Origin of the sequence: Collinsella aerofaciens, assembly GCF_039752985.1 — a bacterium.
GTDB classification, from domain to species: domain Bacteria; phylum Actinomycetota; class Coriobacteriia; order Coriobacteriales; family Coriobacteriaceae; genus Collinsella; species Collinsella aerofaciens_BT.
The window spans coordinates 1-19,391 of record NZ_JBDMHA010000014.1; the positions used below are offsets into that span (position 1 = coordinate 1).

Annotated in this window: 20 protein-coding genes; all 20 read right to left on the minus strand. The window is 61.1% G+C overall.

The window, feature by feature from the left end; translation table 11 throughout:
- A partial coding sequence (locus tag ABHR76_RS03035) for a diacylglycerol kinase family protein (protein ID WP_346976774.1) occupies window positions 1–196 on the minus strand: 196 nt, incomplete at its 3' end.
- Between the two features lie 9 nt (window positions 197–205).
- On the minus strand, window positions 206–715 hold the full coding sequence (gene ybeY, locus ABHR76_RS03040) for an rRNA maturation RNase YbeY (protein ID WP_117654802.1): 510 nt from the start codon (window positions 713–715) through the stop codon (window positions 206–208).
- Window positions 712–1,698 carry a PhoH family protein gene (locus tag ABHR76_RS03045; protein WP_346976775.1) on the minus strand — a complete coding sequence of 329 codons (987 nt, stop codon included), beginning with the start codon at window positions 1,696–1,698 and terminating at the stop codon, window positions 712–714. Before ABHR76_RS03045 ends, ybeY begins: the two co-directional genes overlap by 4 nt.
- On the minus strand, window positions 1,679–2,971 hold the full coding sequence (locus ABHR76_RS03050; RefSeq protein WP_346976776.1) for a MiaB/RimO family radical SAM methylthiotransferase: 1,293 nt from the start codon (window positions 2,969–2,971) through the stop codon (window positions 1,679–1,681). The genes ABHR76_RS03045 and ABHR76_RS03050 overlap by 20 nt, the downstream gene beginning before the upstream one ends.
- 9 nt (window positions 2,972–2,980) lie before the next feature.
- The gene (dnaJ, locus tag ABHR76_RS03055; RefSeq protein WP_346976777.1) at window positions 2,981–4,129 is read right to left on the minus strand and encodes a molecular chaperone DnaJ; all 1,149 of its coding nucleotides are present in this window, start codon (window positions 4,127–4,129) and stop codon (window positions 2,981–2,983) included.
- Between the two features lie 81 nt (window positions 4,130–4,210).
- On the minus strand, window positions 4,211–5,314 hold the full coding sequence (locus ABHR76_RS03060; RefSeq protein ID WP_172676294.1) for a DnaJ domain-containing protein: 1,104 nt from the start codon (window positions 5,312–5,314) through the stop codon (window positions 4,211–4,213).
- Window positions 5,315–5,372: 58 nt separating this feature from the next.
- Complete coding sequence (hemW, locus tag ABHR76_RS03065) at window positions 5,373–6,605, minus strand: radical SAM family heme chaperone HemW (protein WP_055285152.1); 1,233 nt, start codon at window positions 6,603–6,605, stop codon at window positions 5,373–5,375.
- Between the two features lie 2 nt (window positions 6,606–6,607).
- Window positions 6,608–7,651 (minus strand): tRNA dihydrouridine synthase DusB, encoded by a 1,044-nt coding sequence (gene dusB, locus ABHR76_RS03070; protein WP_346976778.1) that lies wholly within the window; start codon window positions 7,649–7,651, stop codon window positions 6,608–6,610.
- Window positions 7,652–7,655: 4 nt separating this feature from the next.
- Entirely contained in the window at window positions 7,656–9,467 is a 1,812-nt protein-coding gene (lepA, locus tag ABHR76_RS03075; protein WP_346976779.1) for a translation elongation factor 4, read from the minus strand.
- Between the two features lie 96 nt (window positions 9,468–9,563).
- Window positions 9,564–9,830: a 30S ribosomal protein S20 gene (gene rpsT / locus ABHR76_RS03080; RefSeq protein ID WP_022094714.1), complete on the minus strand. Its 267-nt coding sequence runs from the start codon at window positions 9,828–9,830 to the stop codon at window positions 9,564–9,566.
- Window positions 9,831–9,963: 133 nt separating this feature from the next.
- The gene (holA, locus tag ABHR76_RS03085) at window positions 9,964–10,926 is read right to left on the minus strand and encodes a DNA polymerase III subunit delta (RefSeq protein ID WP_117770325.1); all 963 of its coding nucleotides are present in this window, start codon (window positions 10,924–10,926) and stop codon (window positions 9,964–9,966) included.
- Between the two features lie 78 nt (window positions 10,927–11,004).
- Complete coding sequence (locus tag ABHR76_RS03090) at window positions 11,005–13,308, minus strand: DNA internalization-related competence protein ComEC/Rec2 (protein ID WP_346976780.1); 2,304 nt, start codon at window positions 13,306–13,308, stop codon at window positions 11,005–11,007.
- A complete protein-coding gene (locus tag ABHR76_RS03095) occupies window positions 13,305–14,096 on the minus strand; it encodes a helix-hairpin-helix domain-containing protein (protein ID WP_229065283.1) in 792 nt (263 codons plus the stop codon). The genes ABHR76_RS03090 and ABHR76_RS03095 overlap by 4 nt, the downstream gene beginning before the upstream one ends.
- 135 nt (window positions 14,097–14,231) lie before the next feature.
- Window positions 14,232–15,476 (minus strand): tRNA uracil 4-sulfurtransferase ThiI, encoded by a 1,245-nt coding sequence (thiI, locus tag ABHR76_RS03100; RefSeq protein ID WP_118289040.1) that lies wholly within the window; start codon window positions 15,474–15,476, stop codon window positions 14,232–14,234.
- A complete protein-coding gene (locus ABHR76_RS03105; RefSeq protein ID WP_035138532.1) occupies window positions 15,477–15,758 on the minus strand; it encodes a DNA-directed RNA polymerase subunit omega in 282 nt (93 codons plus the stop codon).
- Between the two features lie 5 nt (window positions 15,759–15,763).
- Window positions 15,764–16,333, minus strand: a complete 570-nt coding sequence (gene gmk, locus ABHR76_RS03110; protein ID WP_006236131.1) for a guanylate kinase — start codon at window positions 16,331–16,333, stop codon at window positions 15,764–15,766.
- Window positions 16,334–16,642 carry an integration host factor, actinobacterial type gene (mihF, locus tag ABHR76_RS03115; RefSeq protein WP_006236130.1) on the minus strand — a complete coding sequence of 103 codons (309 nt, stop codon included), beginning with the start codon at window positions 16,640–16,642 and terminating at the stop codon, window positions 16,334–16,336.
- A 239-nt stretch (window positions 16,643–16,881) separates the two neighbouring features.
- Window positions 16,882–17,598, minus strand: a complete 717-nt coding sequence (gene pyrF, locus ABHR76_RS03120) for an orotidine-5'-phosphate decarboxylase (protein WP_035138533.1) — start codon at window positions 17,596–17,598, stop codon at window positions 16,882–16,884.
- Entirely contained in the window at window positions 17,592–18,500 is a 909-nt protein-coding gene (locus tag ABHR76_RS03125) for a dihydroorotate dehydrogenase (protein ID WP_006236128.1), read from the minus strand. Before ABHR76_RS03125 ends, pyrF begins: the two co-directional genes overlap by 7 nt.
- A gap of 14 nt (window positions 18,501–18,514) precedes the next feature.
- A complete protein-coding gene (locus ABHR76_RS03130; protein ID WP_161144713.1) occupies window positions 18,515–19,282 on the minus strand; it encodes a dihydroorotate dehydrogenase electron transfer subunit in 768 nt (255 codons plus the stop codon).
- Between the last annotated feature and the right edge of the window lie 109 nt (window positions 19,283–19,391).

Sequence of the window (19,391 nt, forward strand, 5' to 3'; positions counted from 1 at the left end):
GGCCGCAACAGATGATAATCGTGGCCCACTCGGCAATGTCGAGCCCCACGATGCAGCCTGCAATGACGGTGCACACGCCCGCCACGAGCATGACCTTAATGTTGCGCTCGGTCTTGACGGCGGTGACGAAGCCCTCCATAGCGTAAGAAAACGACTTTAAGAAGGACGGATGGTCCTTGTTCGATCCGGGAATCATAGACGGCTCCTAGTCGTGGGCGTGGTTGGTGATGGGGCCGACGTGGACTAGCTTGGGGTCCTCGCCGCGCTCGAGCGCCAAATCGCGCAGGATGGCGTCCTCGCGGGCCTCCATGACCTCGGCCTCGTCGTCCTCGATGTGGTCATAGCCCAGCAGGTGCAGCATGCCGTGAACGAGCATCAGACGGCACTCGTCAGCGGGGCTATTGCCAAAACCGGGGGCCTGACGGGCAATAACCTGCGGGGCCAAGATAATATCGCCGAGCTCGAGCGTCTCATCGGCGGGAATGTCATCGTCAAAGGCCGAATCGCACTCAAACGAGAGTACATCGGTGGTGCGATCGATACCGCGCCACTCGTGGTTGAGCTCGTGCATCTCGTCCTCGTCGACATACGAAAGGGAAATCTCGACTTCACGCTCAACGCCCTCGGCGGCAAGCACGACCTCGCAGATGTGCTCCACCTCCTGCGCATCGAGCAGCGTATCGAGCTCGGCATCGTTGCTGATCAATACACTCAACGGGACTCCTTTCGATCGTGTGCGCGCCGCTCGCGCGCATCGTCGTATGCATCATAGGCCTCAACGATACGGCCCACCAGGGCATGGCGCACCACATCGGCGCGCTCCAGGTGAGAAAACGTCACATCGTCGACACGGCCCAAAATCTTCTCAACGTCGGCAAGACCGCCGCGACGACCTACCAGGTCACGCTGGCTCAGGTCGCCGGTAATCACGAACTTGGAATTAAAACCCAGGCGCGTCAGGAACATCTTCATCTGCTCGGGCGTCGTGTTTTGTGCCTCATCGAGCACCACAAAGGCATCACTTAGCGTTCGACCGCGCATGTAGGCGAGCGGTGCGATCTCGATCACACCACGCTCCATAAGCCCATCGGTGCGTTCGCGATCCATCATGTCAAAGAGAGCATCATAGAGCGGGCGCATATACGGGTCGATCTTTTCCTCGAGGGTGCCGGGCAAAAAGCCCAGGTTCTCCCCCGCCTCGACAACCGGGCGCGTCAGGATCAGGCGGCCTACCTCATGGCGCTTGAGCGCGGCGACGGCGAGCGCCATAGCCAGATAGGTTTTACCGGTACCGGCGGGACCGAGGCCAAACGTGATGGTAGAAGAGCGGATGGCATCCACATAGCGCTTTTGACCGAGCGTCTTGGGGCGGATGACGCGACCGCGATACGATAGCAGCACGTCATCGCGCAGCGATGAGGCATCATGCTCGCCGTCGCGCAGAACGGCCAGACAGCGCGAGACATCATCGGCAGAAAGCGTGCGCCCCGCAGCAGCCTCACGAAAGGCATGTTCGAAAAAACGCGCGACCAGCTCAACCTCGTCCGGATCGCCGCTCACGGCAACGCTGTCACCGCGGGCAACCACATGGGCGCGCACCAAGTTCTCGAGTGCACGAAGGACGCCGTCGCCGGCGCCCAAAACGCGCGAGGGGTCGATACCCTCGGGAACGGTAAGTCTAATCTTCGAGGCTTCCATGAACCTCCCTGCGTGCATGGACCAAGCCGGAATCATCAACTCCGATGATAGCAACATCGAGCAGGCACGGGGCTGTGAGTCCACAGGTATCATCGAGCCGGGCATGATGGAACGAGCCGAGCGTCAAATTGTCGCCATACTCGAGCACCGCACGCTCGACCGTGCCCACGCGGCGGCGGGCATCGGCGATCGCAAGCTCCTGTGCGGCGGCGCGCATGCGACGGCTGCGTTCGGCCATGACCTCAGGGGGTACCTGGTCGGGCATGTCGGCGGCGAGGGTGCCGGGGCGCTTGCTATAGCGGAACACGTGCATGCGCGAAAAGCCCACGCGACGGCACAGCGCCAGCGACTCCTCGAACTCCTCGTCCGTCTCGCCAGGAAAACCGACGATGACATCGCACGAAAGAGACGCCTGGGGCAGATTAGCGCGAATCATGCGCACCGTATCCTCAAAGGCCTCGGCACTATAGGGACGACCCATACGATGCAGCGTCGCCGTGCAGCCAGACTGCACGGGAAGGTGCAAAAACGGCGCGATACGCTTCGGATAGCGAGCCATCACCTTGAGCAAGCGCTCGGAAATATCCATGGGCTCCACCGAGGAGATACGCACATGGGCGATCTCGGTGCGCTCCATGATGGCCTGGAGCAGCTCATCGATCTCGACATGTTCATCGGTCGCGCTCTTGCCGTCATAGGCGCCCAGATTCACGCCGGTCAGCACGACCTCGGGCACGCCGGCCTCCTGAGCTTCACGCACCTGTTCGAGCACGGACTCAACGGGCACGGAACGCTCGGGGCCGCGGGCCTTCCACACGATGCAATAGGTACAGCGGTGGTTGCAGCCATCCTGGATCTTCACGCCCAGCCGCGAACGACCGAGCGCATCGACCACGTCGCCATCGCTGCAGGCGGGCACGCTATCGGATTCGACGCCCAGCACCTCGCAGACGCGTTCGGCGACGTCAATCTTGGACGGTTCGGCGATCACGCGATCGGAAAGCTCCAGCAGCTCCTCGGGATGCAGGTTGACGACGCAGCCGGTTACGACCACGTAAGGCTCGCCGGGATAGGCCAGGGCGTGACGGACGGCCTTGCGGGTCTTGGCCTCGGCCTCCCCCGTCACGGCACAGGTATTGATAACGATCAGTTCGGCGTCCCGGGGCTCCACCATCGCAAAGCCCAGGCGCATAAGATCGGCAGTGATACGGTCGGACTCAACCCGGTTGACACGACAACCGAGGTTGACGACGGAAATATGGGGTGCGAGCACACGGGCTCCTTAATCGAGGATGTCGTCGAGGGCACTCTTGATACGGTCGGTCACCGACTTCTTACCGGATGCGACGTCATCGCCCATCTCGTCGGCAAAGGCGCGAAGCAGCTCGCGCTGCTTGTTGGAGAGATTGGTGGGAACGACCACGCGCAGCTGCACAATCAGACGACCGCGCGAGCCGCCACCGCCGATACGCGGCATGCCGTAGTTGTTGACGCTCACGGTGTCACCGTACTGTGTGCCGGCGGGAACCGTCACTTTAACGACCTCGTCAGGCATAATGCCCTCGACCTCAATCTCGCAACCGAGCGCGGCCTGCGCAATCGAGATATCGCTCACCAGATAGAGGTCATCGCCATTACGCTTAAAACGCTCGTGGTCGGCGACACGCACGTTGACGATCAGGTCGCCCGACGGCTCGCCACGAAGGCCGGCCTCGCCAAAACCACTCACGCGCAGCTGGCGACCGGTCGAAACACCGGCGGGAATATCGATGTCAATCTTTTCGTGTGAAGGCGTGCGGCCCTGGCCGTCACAGGTCTCGCAGGGATGATCGATGACCGTGCCTTCGCCGTGGCAGTCGGGACAGGGCGAAGAGGACTGAACCTGGCCCAAAAACGATCGCTGAACCGTCGTGACATAGCCCGTGCCGTGGCAGCGGCCGCACTGCTTTTCCTGTGCGCCCTCTGCCCTACCGGTGCCGTTGCAGTCCTCGCAAGGAGCAAGGCGGTCATAGCTGATCGTCTTTTTGCAGCCGAGCGCCGCCTCCTCGAGCGTCACCGAAAGCGAGATGGCCATATCACGTCCGCGACGACGCTCACGACGGCTGCGGGCGCCACCGCCGGCACCGCCGCCAAAGAACGACGAGAACAAGTCGTCCATGCCCATGCCACCAAAGATATCGTTGATATCGACGTAGCCCGAACCACCAGGGCCGTCGACAGTGCCGTAACGGTCGTAGTAAGCACGCTTCTGCTCATCGGAAAGAACGGAATAGGCCTCGTTGAGCTCCTTGAACTTGGCCTCGGCCTCGGGGTCGTCCGAAACATCCGGATGTACGGTACGGGCCTTCTTTAGAAACGCACGCTTAATCGTCCGCGCGTCGGCATCCCTGTCGACGCCAAGCACCTCGTAGTAATCCCTATTTTCCGACACAACCGAATCCTTCCGACTTTCATTACTGTCACAGTGCGTCCTATACCCAAGCAGGGCCGACCGCAAACAGAGGGTTTGATGTTATTGCATTTGGTACGGCGAAAGCATGGCCCGTTGCGAGCAGCTCGCGAACCAAACCGACACGAGCGCGAACATGAAGCCATTGGCAAAACCGTTGGCAAACTGCATCGCGCCGCGCTTCCACCACAGCAGGCTGCGGTGCAGCACGCCGTCCGAGAGCACCATGAACAGGCCCATGGCAAACGGAATAAAGCACATCACGGCAAAGGCCGAGAACACGCCCGAGATGGCCGATAGCACCAAAAACGGCGCCACGATGCCCATCAGGTAAAAACCGGTACGGGCCTTGCCTTCCAGGCGCTCGGCCTCAACATGGGCGCGACCGACCAAATCACCGCCAGAGGCGCCGTTGGTGCCGGCGTGACCCATGCCGCCAATACGGACCTCGTCGCCATCGTGCGTGCCGGCGGGAAACTCAATCGTCTGCTCGGAGGTCACACGGGTCCGCCCGCTGCCGCCGCAATCGGGACAGGGGTCGGCGACGACCTTACCGGAGCCACCGCACTCAGGGCAGACCGACTGGAACGTGCCGGCACCAAACAGAAAGGACAGGTCGACATCGATGTGACCGCGACCGCCGCAGCTCGGACAGGTATGTGCATGCTCGGACGAAACAGAGCCCGAACCACCGCAGTGACCACAGGTATCGAAGCGCGTATAGCGGACGGTCTTGCGGGCACCGCCCTTGGCCTCCTTGGCGTCGAGTTTGATATCGACGACCACATTGGCGCCGTTCTCGGGATTGTAAGCAGCCTGCCCACGACGCTGCTGGCCCCAAGCGCCGCCAAAGGGAAAACCGCCCTCAAAGGGATTGCCATAGCCTGTGTTGCCGGCGTAGCCGCCACCATAGGGCGAAGCCGTAGGAGCACCGGCAAAGGGATTGCCCGAGCGCATGGCGTCGTAGCGCGCACGTTTTTGCTCATCCGAAAGCACGGCGTAGGCCTCGGAAACCTCTTTAAACTTTTCCTCGGCATCCGGCTCTTTGTTGACGTCCGGATGGAGCTTGCGGGCCTTTTGCTGAAAGGCCTTTTGAATATCACGCGAGGTGGCGTCCTTGGAGACACCCAGAATCTCGTAGTAATCTTTTTCGTTCATCGTCGCCATGCGCGGCAACCTCCTGCTCACAGCAGCGTATATATTCCGGTAATTCTACCCGAGCGGCCTAAGCTAGATCCCAAAACAGCTCGAACAGAACATTTCCATCGAGCCAGCCCAAGTGTGTCGGCGCCAGACGAGCTCGAACATAGCCCGCGACGACATCTGCCGAAGTGAAAGGTCCCTCATGGACCCCGAGCGTCTCGGGCACCCAAGTGGCAAGACCCAATTCGAGCGCGCGATCGCAGGCAGCTGCCAGCTCATCGGCCGGGATGACGCAAGCTGCACGAACCAACAGGTCGGACGCAACACCGCCCGTCATGCGACAAGACAGCATCAGGTCTTCAGCCGCAGCCTCACGCTGCGACAGATATTCGGCCTCAAACGCCGTCGCGTCATCGTCACGTTGCACCAGACGCACGCGGTACGAATCGCCTCGAGAAGACACGCCGGGGAACAAACCTGCAAGACGGTCGAAATCCTCGGCGTCGAGCATGCCCGCGGCGGAACGACCCAGGCCCAAATAGCCCTGGCCGGTCCAGTAGGCAATGTTATGGGCGCACTCATGTCCGTCGAGCGCATAGCTTGCCACCTCATACGGGTGATAGCCGGCCGCACCCAGACGCTCACGCGCCACATCCATGCACGAAGCTTGAAAATCCTCGTCGGGCTCGACCGACTCGTCGCGGCACGCCATGCGATAAAGGGGAGTCCCCTCCTCAAGCGTGAGCGGGTAGACCGACACATGATGCGGAGCCGCCGCCAGCACGCCATCGAGCGTGCGCTTCCAACTCGCTGCGGTCTGCCCGGGAAGTCCGCACATAAGGTCGCACGACACGTCAAGCCCAGAGTTCTTGACCGTCGCGATGGCGGCAAACGCCCGATCGGCATCGTGAATACGGCCGATGGCGGTAAGTTCGGTGTTATCGAGCGTTTGCACGCCCAGAGAGACGCGTGTGACACCAACCTTGGCAAGCGCAGTGGCAAGCTCGGCGGTCAGCGACTCGGGATTGGCCTCGCAGGTAAACTCAACGGGGGCGCACCACGCACGAATACGCCGCGCCAGCTCCACCAGGCGCTCCCCCGCCAGCGACGGCGTACCGCCGCCAACATAGACGGTGCGGATATGGTCAAGGGCCCCAGCCTTGCCAAAAGCATCGAGGCGCGCGAACAACTGCTCAAAATAGACATCGAGCGCAGCACTCAGGTCGCACGGAGAAAAACTGCGCGAGTCAAAGTCGCAGTACCGGCACTTTTGGGCGCAAAACGGCACGTGCACGTACAGCGCGGTAACGGCCACCCTTAAGCCTCCAGCGGATGAGGGGGCACCAATTCGCCGGCGGCAAGGGCAGCCTCGCAGGCCACCACATCGCGCTCGATATCATCGACCAGTGCCATAAACTCCTCGTACGTGGAGCAGCGCACCACCTGAGCGCGCCAGGCGGCGGCATGGGGCATGCCCTTTAGATACCAGCTCGCGTACGTACGGGCGCGCGACATAAGCGGCAGAAGCTCGTGCGTCAACGTCAGGTGCTCACGCAGAGCCTCCAGGCGCTCGACCGAGGAGCGAGAAGGAACCGGCGTGCCATCGAGCGCAAGGGCGCGAGCATCACCGAACACCCACGGATTGCCGTAGATGCCGCGCGCGATAAACACCGCGCTGGCACCCGAGCCTTGCAGATGCTCAGCAGCGTCCTCGGCCGAGAACACATCACCCGAACCAATCACGGGAATCTCGACAGCGTCGGCAACCTCATCGACGACAGACCAATCGGCCTGGCCCGTATAGAGCTGCGTGGCACAACGACCGTGCACGGCGACTGCGGCGGCACCGGCACCTTCGAGCATCTGGGCAAACGTCGCGGCATTACGGTCCTCGGCATAAAAGCCCTTGCGGATCTTTACAGTCACGGGCACATGTGCCGCGCCCACCGCCGCCTCGACGATCTTCTCGGCCAGATCGGGCGTGCGCATAAGCGCCGAGCCCTCGCCCTTGGTAACGACCTTGCGCGCCGGACAAGCCATGTTGATATCAATCAATGACAGGCGATCGCCAACGCGCTCCTCGACGGCGGCGACGGCACTCGCAAACTGATCGGGCTTGGAGCCAAAGAGCTGCACGCAAATCTGCTGCTCCTCGTCGGCCGGCAGCAACAGGCGCCACGTTTTGTTGCTGGCATAGGCAAGGCCCGCCACGCTCACCATCTCGCTGTAGGCAAGGTTGGCACCGCGGCGGCGGCACATGATGCGGTAGGCAGGGTCGGTCACGCCTGCCATGGGAGCCATAAGGAACGGCTGCTCGGCATAGGCGCCCAGCAGCCGCAGACTATATTCGGAAAGCGCCATAGACCTACTCGTCCACCTTGAGGATCGCCATAAAGGCCTCCTGCGGGACCTCTACCGATCCGATGGCCTTCATGCGCTTCTTGCCCTCTTTCTGCTTCTCGAGCAGTTTGCGCTTACGAGAAATATCGCCGCCGTAGCACTTGGCAAGCACGTCCTTGCGGCGCGCCTTGACGGTGGAGCGGGCAATGATCTTGTTGCCGATAGCACCCTGGATGGGCACCTCGAACAGCTGACGCGGAATAATCTCCTTGAGCTTGTCGCATAGGCCGCGGGCAAGACCGTAGGCCTTGTCCTTGTGGACGATAAACGACAGCGCGTCCACCTCGTCGCCCGAAAGCAAAATATCGAGCTTAACGAGCTCGGAGGGACGGTACTCGTTGAACTCGTAGTCCAGGGAGGCATAGCCCTTGGTACGGCTCTTGAGCTGATCAAAGAAGTCCAAGATGAGCTCGGCGAGCGGCATGTCAAAGCGCATCTCGACCGATTTGCTCGTGAGATGGATCATGTCGGTTGTAATGCCACGGTGCTCGATAGCGAGCTGCATGACGGCACCCGTATACTCGGGCGGGCAGATGATCTTAGCCTTGAGGTAGGGTTCCTCGATACGCTCGATGCGCGTGGCCTCGGGAAGATCCTGCGGGCTACGGACATCAATCATCTCGCCGTCAGTCTTGTAGACGTGATAGTCCACCGAGGGGCTCGTGGCAATGAGGTCCAAGTTGAACTCGCGCTCCAGGCGTTCCTTGACGACCTCCATGTGCAGCAGGCCCAGGAAGCCCACGCGGAAGCCAAAGCCGAGCGCCACCGAGGTCTCGGGCTCCCACACCAACGACGGGTCGTTGACGTGCAACTTATCGAGCGCGTCACGCAGGTTCTCGTAGTCCTTGTTATCGATCGGGAACAGACCCGTATAGACCATGGGTTTAGCCTCGCGGTAGCCGGGAAGCGGCTCGGGGCAGGGATTCGACGCCCACGTGAGGGTATCGCCCACGCGCACGGCCTCGGGGTCCTTCAGGCCCGTGACCACGTAGCCGACCTCGCCAACCGTCAGCGCGTCAACCGGGGTCTCGGCAGGACGCTTGACACCCACGCCATCGACAAAAAAGTCGCCCTTTGCCTGCATCATGCGCAAGGTATCGCCTTTTTTGATGGAGCCGTCAAAGACGCGCACCGTGGCGACGACGCCACGATACTCGTCGAAGTACGAATCCAGAATGAGTGCCTTGAGCGGCGCGCTCGCATCGCCCTTGGGCGGAGAGATCAAAAAGACAATGGACTCCAGCAGATCGTGGATGCCCTCGCCGGTCTTGCCCGAGACACACACGGCATCATCGGCAGGGATCGCCAGGTCATCCTCGATCTCGGTCTTAACCTCGTCGGGGTGTGCCGAGGGCAGGTCGATCTTGTTGATGGCCGGCACAATGTCCAGATTGGCGTTCATGGCGAGCGTCGCGTTGGAGACGGTCTGCGCCTCGACGCCCTGCGTGGCGTCGACAACGAGCACCGCGCCCTCGCAGGCTGCCAGCGAGCGCGAGACCTCATAGGTAAAGTCCACGTGGCCCGGCGTATCGATCAGGTTGAACTGATACGTCTCGCCATCGTCGGCGTCATAGGACACGCGAACGGCATTGGACTTGATCGTAATGCCGCGCTCGCGCTCGATATCCATGGTGTCGAGCAGCTGCGACTCCATGTCGCGCTCGTCGACGGTATGGGTGAGCTCGAGGATGCGGTCACTGATCGTTGACTTGCCATGGTCGATGTGCGCAACAATCGAGAAGTTGCGGATGTGGGAAATGTCATTTGAAGTATTCATGCGGACTATCTTACCCGAGCGATACAAAAAATGGAGCCTGTTCCATAAAACAGGCTCCATTTATGCGCGTAATCTGTGTGGTGTGAAATTTACAACTTAGGCGTTGATGCTGTTCACGAGCTTGGCAAGACCGGACTTGCGGTTGGAAGCCTGGTTCTTGTGGATAACATGCTTGGCGGCAGCCATGTCGAGACGCTTGGTGACGGTCTTGAGGGCAGCCTGGGCCTTCTCGGCGTCGCCCTCGGCGACGGCGGACTGGACGTGCTTGGTCAGCGTCTTGAGCTCGGACTTGACAGCCTTGTTACGCATGCGAGCTGCCTCATTGGTGCGGATACGCTTCTTCTGAGACTTGATGTTTGCCACTTCTGGAGTTCCTTTCGAGTTCCTTGCAAAAAATGTATGACACCTCTGAGACACGGTGAGGTCATGCAAGCGCCTACTATAGCACGCTCCCTCTCAAAGGGATAGAACGAATTTTTCAAATAGGCAGGTATCATCACGATTTTCTCAAGATGTACGTAATCCAGAGCAAAAGCGCGGTCTGAGAATCGGCCGAACCCTTCAGCGCGAGCTCCACATCGACCGCGCCCTCGAGCGCGGCAACGAGCTCTGCCATCGAAAAGCGACGTGCCCAGGTCAGGTGATTCTTGACCTGCCAGGACTGGAGCTTAAGCGTTGCGGCCAGCTCACGACCCTGTCCGCGCGCATCGAGCGCCTTGGCAACGATAAGCTCGCGGATGCGGCCGCACAGCAATGTGTAAGTCCACACGTAGCTCTTGGCGGGCAGTAGATTGAAGAGCTCGAGCGAGCGTCGCATGTCACGGGCCGAGACCGCATTGAGAAAGTCCCAGGGCTGGACTTCGGCCGTGCGCACAATCCAGCGCTCCACATCAGCAAGCTCAATCTGGGGCGCCTCGACCATCTGGGCAAGCTTAGCCAAATCGTTATCGAGCATGCGAGTGTTTTCACCCGAACGCGAGACGAGCTCCTCGGCGGCCGCCGTCGAGATCGACTTGCCGTGCTGCGTCGCCATCTGCTGCACGCGGCGCGGTAGCTCCCAGCGCTTGGTACCGGAGCAATCGATCACCGCCTTCTTGTCGATCTTGGCGATCGCCTTATACAGGCGCGTGTTCTTGGCAAGCGAGTCGGCGATGATGAGACAAACCGTCGTGGGGCTGGGACTCGCCAGATAGTCGACAAGCGGCTCGGAGATCGCTTTGGCGAGTTTTGAGCAGCCGTCAAGGATTACCAGGCGAAACTCGCTGCCCATGGGAAAGGTGTTGAGCGATCCGATAATCGACTCGATATCGGGGTCTTTGGTCATATCGCGCTCGTCGAGGTTGAACTCGACCATACCCGACTTTTCCAGACGCGCTTTCATACGCGAGACGGCGTGATCGCGCTTGACTCCGTCGGTACCGACGATCAGATATGCCGGCAGCAGACCGGTTTCGGACATTGCGCTCCCCTCCCGCAGGCCTTCGTATTCGTTCCGTGCCATTCTAGCCCAGGGGCCCACCACACGCCAACGACGTCGTCACGGTCGCTGGCATCGCATCGTAAAGCCCTTCGCGGTCGGCGTGATGGTGATATCGCCGTGTTCGATAGTGCACGCGAACACACCGCCCGCTTCCTTAACGGCATCGATGCAGGCATCGGACGGATGACCGTATCGATTCCCCTCGCCCGCGCTCGCGAGGGAAAGCTCGGGTCTCAGAATCTCCAGCAGCGCGGCATCGACCGAAACCTTGGAGCCGTGATGCCCGAGTTTAAGGACATCGATATCCCCCACCTCCTGCACGAATTCCCGTTCCTGGTCGAGCTCGGCATCACCGGTGAGGAGCATGCGCAGGCCCTTGTCTTCCTGAACATAAGAGAGCAGCAGGACAAGCGAGTCCTCATTGCCCTCGCCATCCACGGACTCGAATGGCCACATCACGCGGGCGCAAAATGAGCCGATGTCGACCGTATCCCCATGGCGCACCTGCCGATACTCCACGCCAGGTCGGTTCAATACCTCGGCAGGAGCATCCTCCAGCGCATCTGCCGCCACGGCAATCGTTCCGACCGAAAACTGTTCGAGCACGGCAGGCAGACCACCCCAGTGATCCTCATCCCAATGCGTCACAAAGACGGCATCGATATGGTGCACGTTATTGCGAACCAACGCCGCCACCACGCGCTCGTCGAGCCCGCAGTCGACGAGCGCTACTGTGCCGCCCTGGCGGATAAGAATCGCATCGGCCTGGCCCACATCGAGCACCGTCACCGAAGGCGGAGCGAACCGATCCCAGTAGGCGTACGGAATCGCAGCCAAGAACACCAGGCACGTAAGCCCCACCGCCATAGGACGTGCACGGGGACGCGGCCACCAGACCAGCAGAACCGCCAGCAAACACGGCACTAGGTAAATCCACATGCTATCGGGCGGCACACTCACGGATGCACCCGGCACGGCGGCAAACAGCTGCTCGAAGAACAACGCGCAACGGGCGGCAACCATGGGCACAATGAGCGCCCAAATCCGCAATGGTGCCACGAGCGAATAGGGAACCAGTACGATCGACACAGCGAGCAGTACGCTCACCACCGGACCGATGACCGCATTTGCCAGCGGAGCAATGAGCGAGAACGTACCGAAGGCAGGAATGGTAATGGGGAGCGTCGCCAACTGCGAGCACAGCGTGACGGAAAGCATGCTGGCAACGCCCGACGGCACACCCAACTCACCCAAAGCGTAGGTCGCATAGGGGCAAAAGCACAGAATGGCTAAGACGCTGGCACATGAAAGCTGAAAGCCCATCTCGAACAGCACCGTCGGCCGCAGTAGCACAAAGATGGACATGGTTACGAAGAGCGCCGATGCGCCGTGCCGGCGACGCCCTGCGCCGTTTACGACAAGCGTCGCGAACACCATGCAGCACGCGCGCACGGCCGAGGGAGACGCGCCCGTAAAGGCAGCGTAGCCCACAAGCGTTATCGCCAATATCACCCGCCGAAGACCACGTGAACACCGAGTCTTTTGCAATACGCCCTCAATTACAAACCCCACGATAGACAAATGGCTGCCGGAGACGGCGATAAGATGCGCCGTACCCGTCACCGAAAACCAGTCGCCCGCCGACTGGGCGCGCAGCTCGGCCGAACGACCGCAGACGACACCGGCTATGAGTGCACGCGCCGGGTCGGTCGCAGGCGCGATGGACGCAAGCAGCCCATTTCGTAGCCGAAGCAGCGGCCCCGGAGAGCCCTCATCGACCGACACAATCCGAACGGCTTTTACCTTGCATACCTCGCCTCGGAGCACGCGCGATCGTCCATACGCATCGTTCTCAAAACGCGAAACGCGACCGATAACACGCACGTGCGCCCCGACCTTGAGCTCGCGGTCGCACGATAGGCGAACCGTTGCCAAGTTCTTACCGTCCGCGCGTGCCTCGCAGGTATAGGAATACACGTCGTCGTTTATGGATGGGTCACCCTGCACGACAAACTCAAGGCTGCTTGCCGCTCGACCGTCGAGCGCCTTCGAGGCGCTTAGCACGCCCACAGCCCACCACGCCGAGACGACCGCTCCCGCCACGAGACCGACGGACGCGGCATACAGCCACCGCTTCCAAGGGGCAAGCCGCGCACAAGATTGAGCCAGCACAACGAATACCGCCGCCGTAACGGGAATGGCCCATAGCGGCCCGACCGCCGAAGCCCGCTCCCACAGCAGCGCATCGGCGGCCACGTTGAGCACCAAGGCGCAGCTCATGCACATGCCGGCACACAGGGCCATCGTCCACGGCATCAGAGGCCGCGGAGGCATCACATGCTCGCGCTCGGTCGCACTCATACGCAGATGGAATCTTTGATTTTGGCAAGCTTCTTCTCGCCGATTCCCGACACACGCATCAGATCGTCAACCGAGGCAAAAGCACCGTTCTTTGTCCGCTCATCGATAATCGACTGGGCCATGGAGGGACCGATGCCAGAGAGCGTCTGCAGCTCTGCCGCGCTTGCCGTATTGATATTTACTAGGCCTGTTGCGCCACTCACGCCCGATGATGCGGAAGCCCCACCATCAACACCAACTTCCGCAATGGACGCCTGCTGCTCCCCTACCGTTGGAACGTGAATCTTCTGTCCATCGACGACCTTAGATGCCCGATTGAGCCCCGTAACGTCTGCCTCGGGCGCCAGCCCGCCGGCGGCATCAATCGCCTGAGCCACCCGCGCGCCGTCCTTGAGACGATATACACCGGGCGACACAACGGCGCCATCAACATCGACATAAACCTCTGCCGCGGCAGACGCCTTAGGCGAAGAGCCTTCGGATGTCTTTCCGCTCGAGGCATCGCCGGATCCCGGCTCCACTAACGAACCCGAACCATCAGTGTGCTCAAACGACACACTGCCGGCACCGCCGCCAAGGTTCGCCATCGCCAGTCCACTCGCCATCGCAATGACGACCAGTATCGCCATCACCACTGCCTTATGACCGAGCAGCTTGTCCGCCAAGCGGTCCATCCGTTTGACCCGTTCGTGTTGTTCGCGCTGCGCCATAGCAAAACCTCCCAACAACATCGTGTCAGGAAAAGAGCCCTGCAACAGCCATTCTCCAAAACCGGTTTTCGCGGTCAAACCAAAAGCCGACCAAAACCTTGCGAAATAATGTCCATTTATTCAGGCACACGTCAGCAAATGAGCACTTAGTCGCAAAATGCCCAGATAGCAAAAGACCGACGATGCAAGCGCATCGTCGGTCTATGCACAAATTTACTCGTGATCTTGGTAAATCTCACGCGGAGCAAGCTCCGAATGTTTACGTTTTAAGGTCTTAGGGGCCTTATACGTGTTGCTCTCGAAGTCGATGTACTCGGTCTGCTTGAGCAGGCGCTCGATCATCTCCTCGTGATCGAACAGCTCCCAGGCCTCATGCACGGCATCGAGTTTAGCGTGCGTCTCGGGACGGCGCGGCATAAACAGCGTGCAGCAGTCGGGAGCGGCCTCAGTCGAGATATCGAACGTACCGATCTCCTCGGCGCGCGCGATGATCTCCTGCTTGTCCGAACCGATGAGAGGACGGAACACGGGGATCTTCACGGCCTCGTTGACGGCCATGATGTTCTCAAGCGTTTGGGAGGCAACCTGCCCAAGCGATTCACCCGTAACGATGGCCTTGGCGCCCTCGATGTGTGCAATGCGCTCGGCAACCGAATACATAATGCGGCGATACATGATCACGCGCAGGTTGCTGGGACAGGTGACCGAAATCTCACGCTGGCAGTCGCCAAACGGCACCACGTACAGGCGGCCGATCTGGACACCCGGCTCAAGCGCACGGATGATGTCCTGCACCAAATACTCGCTCGTATCGGGCGTCTGCGGACGACCGGAGAAATGTACCGGCACGCACACCGCACCGCGACGCGCGAGCATCCAAGTCGCCACCGGAGAATCGATACCCGACGACAGCAGCGTCACGACCTTGCCGGCAGAACCCACCGGCAGACCGCCCACGCCGCGCTCGGAGCGCGCGTACACATAAACGCTACCCTGAACCACCAGTACGTGCACCATGGCATCGGGGTCGTGCATTTGAACCTTTTTATCGGGGAAGGCCTCACACAGCACCTCGCCCACCTGACGATTGATGTCAATCGAGGTGAGCTCATAGTCGGTATTGGAGCGCTTGGCATGCACCTTAAACGAATCGAAGGAACCAAACTCGCGCAGCGCCTTGACGGCGGCGGCACAGTACTCCTGAGGGTCGCGATTGGTGTGATACGCCAAAGACACGCGAGCAACGCCGGGAACGGTGCGAATGACACGCGCCGCATCGTCGGCCTGATGCTCGTTAAAGGTCACGAGGATATAACCGGAAATTCGAGACACGGCATTCACGGAAAAGGCGGCCAAGGCCGCCTTGATGTTATCCATGAGGATATGCTCAAAATGTGCGCGGTTCTTACCCTTCAGTCCAACCTCGTGATAGTGGACCAGGCAGACGCGAGCCGCCATTTAGGCTTCAGCAACCTTGTGGCCGAGCGCCTTCTCGTAACGGGCCTCGTCGTAAGAGATGTCGCCGTCGACAATCTCGTCCATAGCCATCGAGATGGTATCGGCACCGGAAAGCCCGATGGTGATGTCATCGACATCCTGGACGGCAAGCACGCGGTTGTGCTGGCCACGCAGCATGCTGTTAATGTCGCAGGCGCGCTTGGAGGCAAGCGAAGCAAGCAGGAAGCGGTTGTGATCGGTCTTCTCCAGAAGATCGTCAATGCAAGGCTTTACAACGGACACGGACCTCAGATCCTTTCATGCATATCGAGAACGCGAACGAGCTCATCGGTCGCGCGGTCGAGATCGTCATTAACCACGACGTCGTCGTAGCGGTCGGCAAGGGCAAGCTCATCGGCGGCGTTTGCCATACGCAGCTCAATCGTCTCGGGCGTCTCGGTACCGCGACCGACTAGACGCTCGCGAAGCACCTCGAGCGAAGGCGGCTTGATAAAGATCAGCACGGCCTCGGGGAAACGCTCCTTCACCTGCAGGGCACCCTGGACATCGATCTCCAGAATCAGAGACGCGCCCGAGGCGAGCTTGGATGTGACCTCGCTCACCAACGTGCCGTAGCAGTTACCGTGGACCTCGGCCCACTCAACAAACTCACCGTTTGCCACGCGGCGGTCGAACTCCTCACGCGTCAGAAAAAAGTAGTTGACGCCGTCGACCTCACCTTTGCGTGGTGCTCGCGTGGTAGCCGAAACCGTCAGGCCCAGGTTCGAGCGGCGCTCGCGCACACGAGTGACGAGCGTACCCTTGCCTGCGCCTGACGGTCCAGAAATCACAAAGAGCTTGGAATCCTGAGCGCTCACTTATTTGGTCAGCTGCTCGAGGAGCTGCTCGCGCTGACGGACGCCGAGGCCCTGGACGCGACGGGTAGCGGAGATACCGAGCTCCTCCATGATCTTGGCGGCCTTGGCCTTGCCATAACCAGGGAGAGACTCGATGAGGGTGGAAACCTTCATGCGGGAAGCGATGGGGTCATCGGAGTTGAGCACGGACTCGAGGGACTTCTCGCCCTTCTTGATCTGCTCGCGAAGCTCAGCGCGGGCGTGACGTGCGGCAGCAGCCTTCTCAAGAGCCTGCTTGCGCTGCTCATCGGTAAGCTGAGGGAGTGCCATTCGTACCTCCAAAAAGTTGGGTTATATCTGATTCAATAATTGGCATTTTAGCACGTAGAACGTACAAAATGCCCAATCGCGGCTCCATAGGTTAGACGATACCCGCAAAAAGTGCAATATACTGCGCCCAAAGTTAAGCCCCTGACCTGCGATTCCACACAAAGGATGGGAAAGTTTACGCAGGCACAGGGGCTATTTTGTGCTAATGAGACCCAAAAGTGGTGACTTAGGGGAATCTTTTAGGCGACGTTTTCGACCAGCTCAGCGACAATAGCGTCAAAGGCGGCAACCGGATCGTCGGCGCCGGTGATGGGACGGCCCACCACAATGTGGCTTGCGCCCCGCTCGATAGCCTGGGAAGGCGTCGCCACGCGGGACTGGTCACCAAGGGCGGCACCCACCGGACGCACGCCCGGAGTCACGATCAGGGCATCGGGACCCAGCAGCTCACGCATGTCGTGAGCCTCCATCGGCGAGCACACGATACCGTCGATGCCGTTGGCCTGAGCGAGCTTTGCCAGGCGGGCGGCCTCCTCGGCCACGGGCGACTCGACGCCGATCTCGCTCAAGGCATCCTGGTTCATGCTCGTGAGCACGGTGATGGCGACGAGCTTGGCGCGGTCCTCGCGCGCCTCCTCGGCGCCCTCGCGGCAGGCAGCGAGCATGGCGCCCGAACCCAAGCCGTGGACCGAAAGCAGATCGGCACCGGCAAGCGAGGCCGAGCGGGCGGCACCGCGAACCTGATGCGGAATGTCATGGAACTTAAGGTCAAGGAAGACCTTAAAGCCCAGGTCCTTGAACGTCTTGACGATCTCAGGACCCTCGGCGTAATAGAGCGTCATGCCAACCTTGAGCCAGGCGGCATGGCCCGAAAGCTCGTGGGCGAGCTCGAGCGCACGCTCACGGTCGCAGTCGAGAGCGACGATCACGCGGTCGCGGGCATCGGTCTCTAGCATTCGAAAGCACCTACCAGTTCGTTGATGTCCTTCACGCCCTGGGACTCGGCCCAGGCCTCGAGCTCATGCGCGATCTTGAGCGAAGCGCACGGATCGACGAAGTTGGCCATACCGACCGACACGCAGGTGGCGCCGGCCAGGATAAACTCGGCCGCATCCTCACCGGTCATGACACCGCCGACACCGTTGATGGGGATATCGACGGCCTGGGCAACCTCCCAGACCATGCGCACGGCGATGTGATGACACAGCGGGCCCGAAAGGCCGCCCTTGGGCTTGGCCACGCGGGACTTGCGGGTATGGACGTCGATGGCCATGCCCTGGATGGAGTTGATGACCGAAAGGCCGTCGGCGCCGGCAGCCTCGAGGGCCTTGGCGATCTCGGCGACGTTGACCGGCGCCATCTTCACGAACAGAGGCTTATCGGTCACCTTGCGGCAGGCAGCCATAACGGAAGAGGCGCCCTCGGGCGTGGAGCCCATGGCGGCACCGCCGGCGGCGATATTGGGGCAGCTCACGTTGATCTCGTAGCCGGCAGCCCAGGGGCACAGCTCGACATACATCTCGAGTGCGCGGACAAACTCGTCAACGGAGTGGCCGGCAACCTGACAGATGACCTGGCAGCCGTCCTTGGAAAGCTGCTCGAGCCACGGACCGGACTCGCGGGCAAAGGCGGCCACGCCGGGGTTCTGAAGGCCCACGGAGTTGATCATACCGCCGGGGATCTCGGCCATGCGGGGCGCGGGGTTGCCGGGCCAGGGCTCGGCAGCGCAACCCTTGGTGGTGATGGCGCCCAGCTGGGAAACATCAAAGAAGTTCTGGAACTGCCAACCGTAGCCAAAGGTACCGGCTGCGGTGTTGATGGGGTTCTGCATCTTGACGCCGCCGAAATCGACGGCCATGTTCACGGTACCCACTAGAAGACCACCACCTTGGAAGCATCGAACACGGGGCCGCACATGCAAGCACCCTTCATACCGTCGACCGTCTCGACATTGCAGGTGTTGCAGGCGCCAAAGCCGCAGCTCATCATGCGCTCGAGCGACACCTCGCAGTACGCACCGGCCTCGGCGGCAGCGGCGGCGACCTTCTTCATCATGACGGCGGGGCCGCAGCTGGCGACGTAGTCGTAGCCGCCCTCGCCGAGCAGCTCGGCGGCAGGATCGGTGCAAAAACCGTGCATGCCGAGCGTGCCATCATCGGTGCACACGTTAACCGTGGCGCCCAGCGCGCGGAACTCATCGACACCCACGGCCTTGGAAGCGGTGCCAAAGCCCAGGCAAACGTCGACATCCACGCCCTGCTCGGCAAGCATGCCGGCGAGGCACAGCACGGGCGGAACGCCGATGCCGCCCGCCACGAGCAGCGCCTTCCTGGTGCCCTCGGGAACAAGCCAGCCGCGGCCGCCAGGGCCCAACAGGTTGGACTTGGAGCCGGGGGCCATCTGCGACAGACGACGGGTGTCGTCGCCCACGACGGCGTACCACAGCTCGACGGTGCCGGCCTGGGCGTCGGCGCGATAGAAGCTCAGAGGCACGCGAAGCAGCGAGGACGCATCGCCGGGCACGGCGATGTTCACAAACTGACCGGGCTTGAGCGCACTTGCAAGCTTGGGGGCCGAGATGACGAGCGAGAAGATGCCGTCGGCGATCTCCTGGTTCGAGACGACCTCGAAGTCGTGCATGCGTGCAGTGGAAGGTGTGGGCATAGACGCTCCAATCCCCCATGCGGTTGCATGGTCCAAACGAACAGAAAGCGCGGCACCGCAAGGGCGCCGCGCACAAAAGCGATAA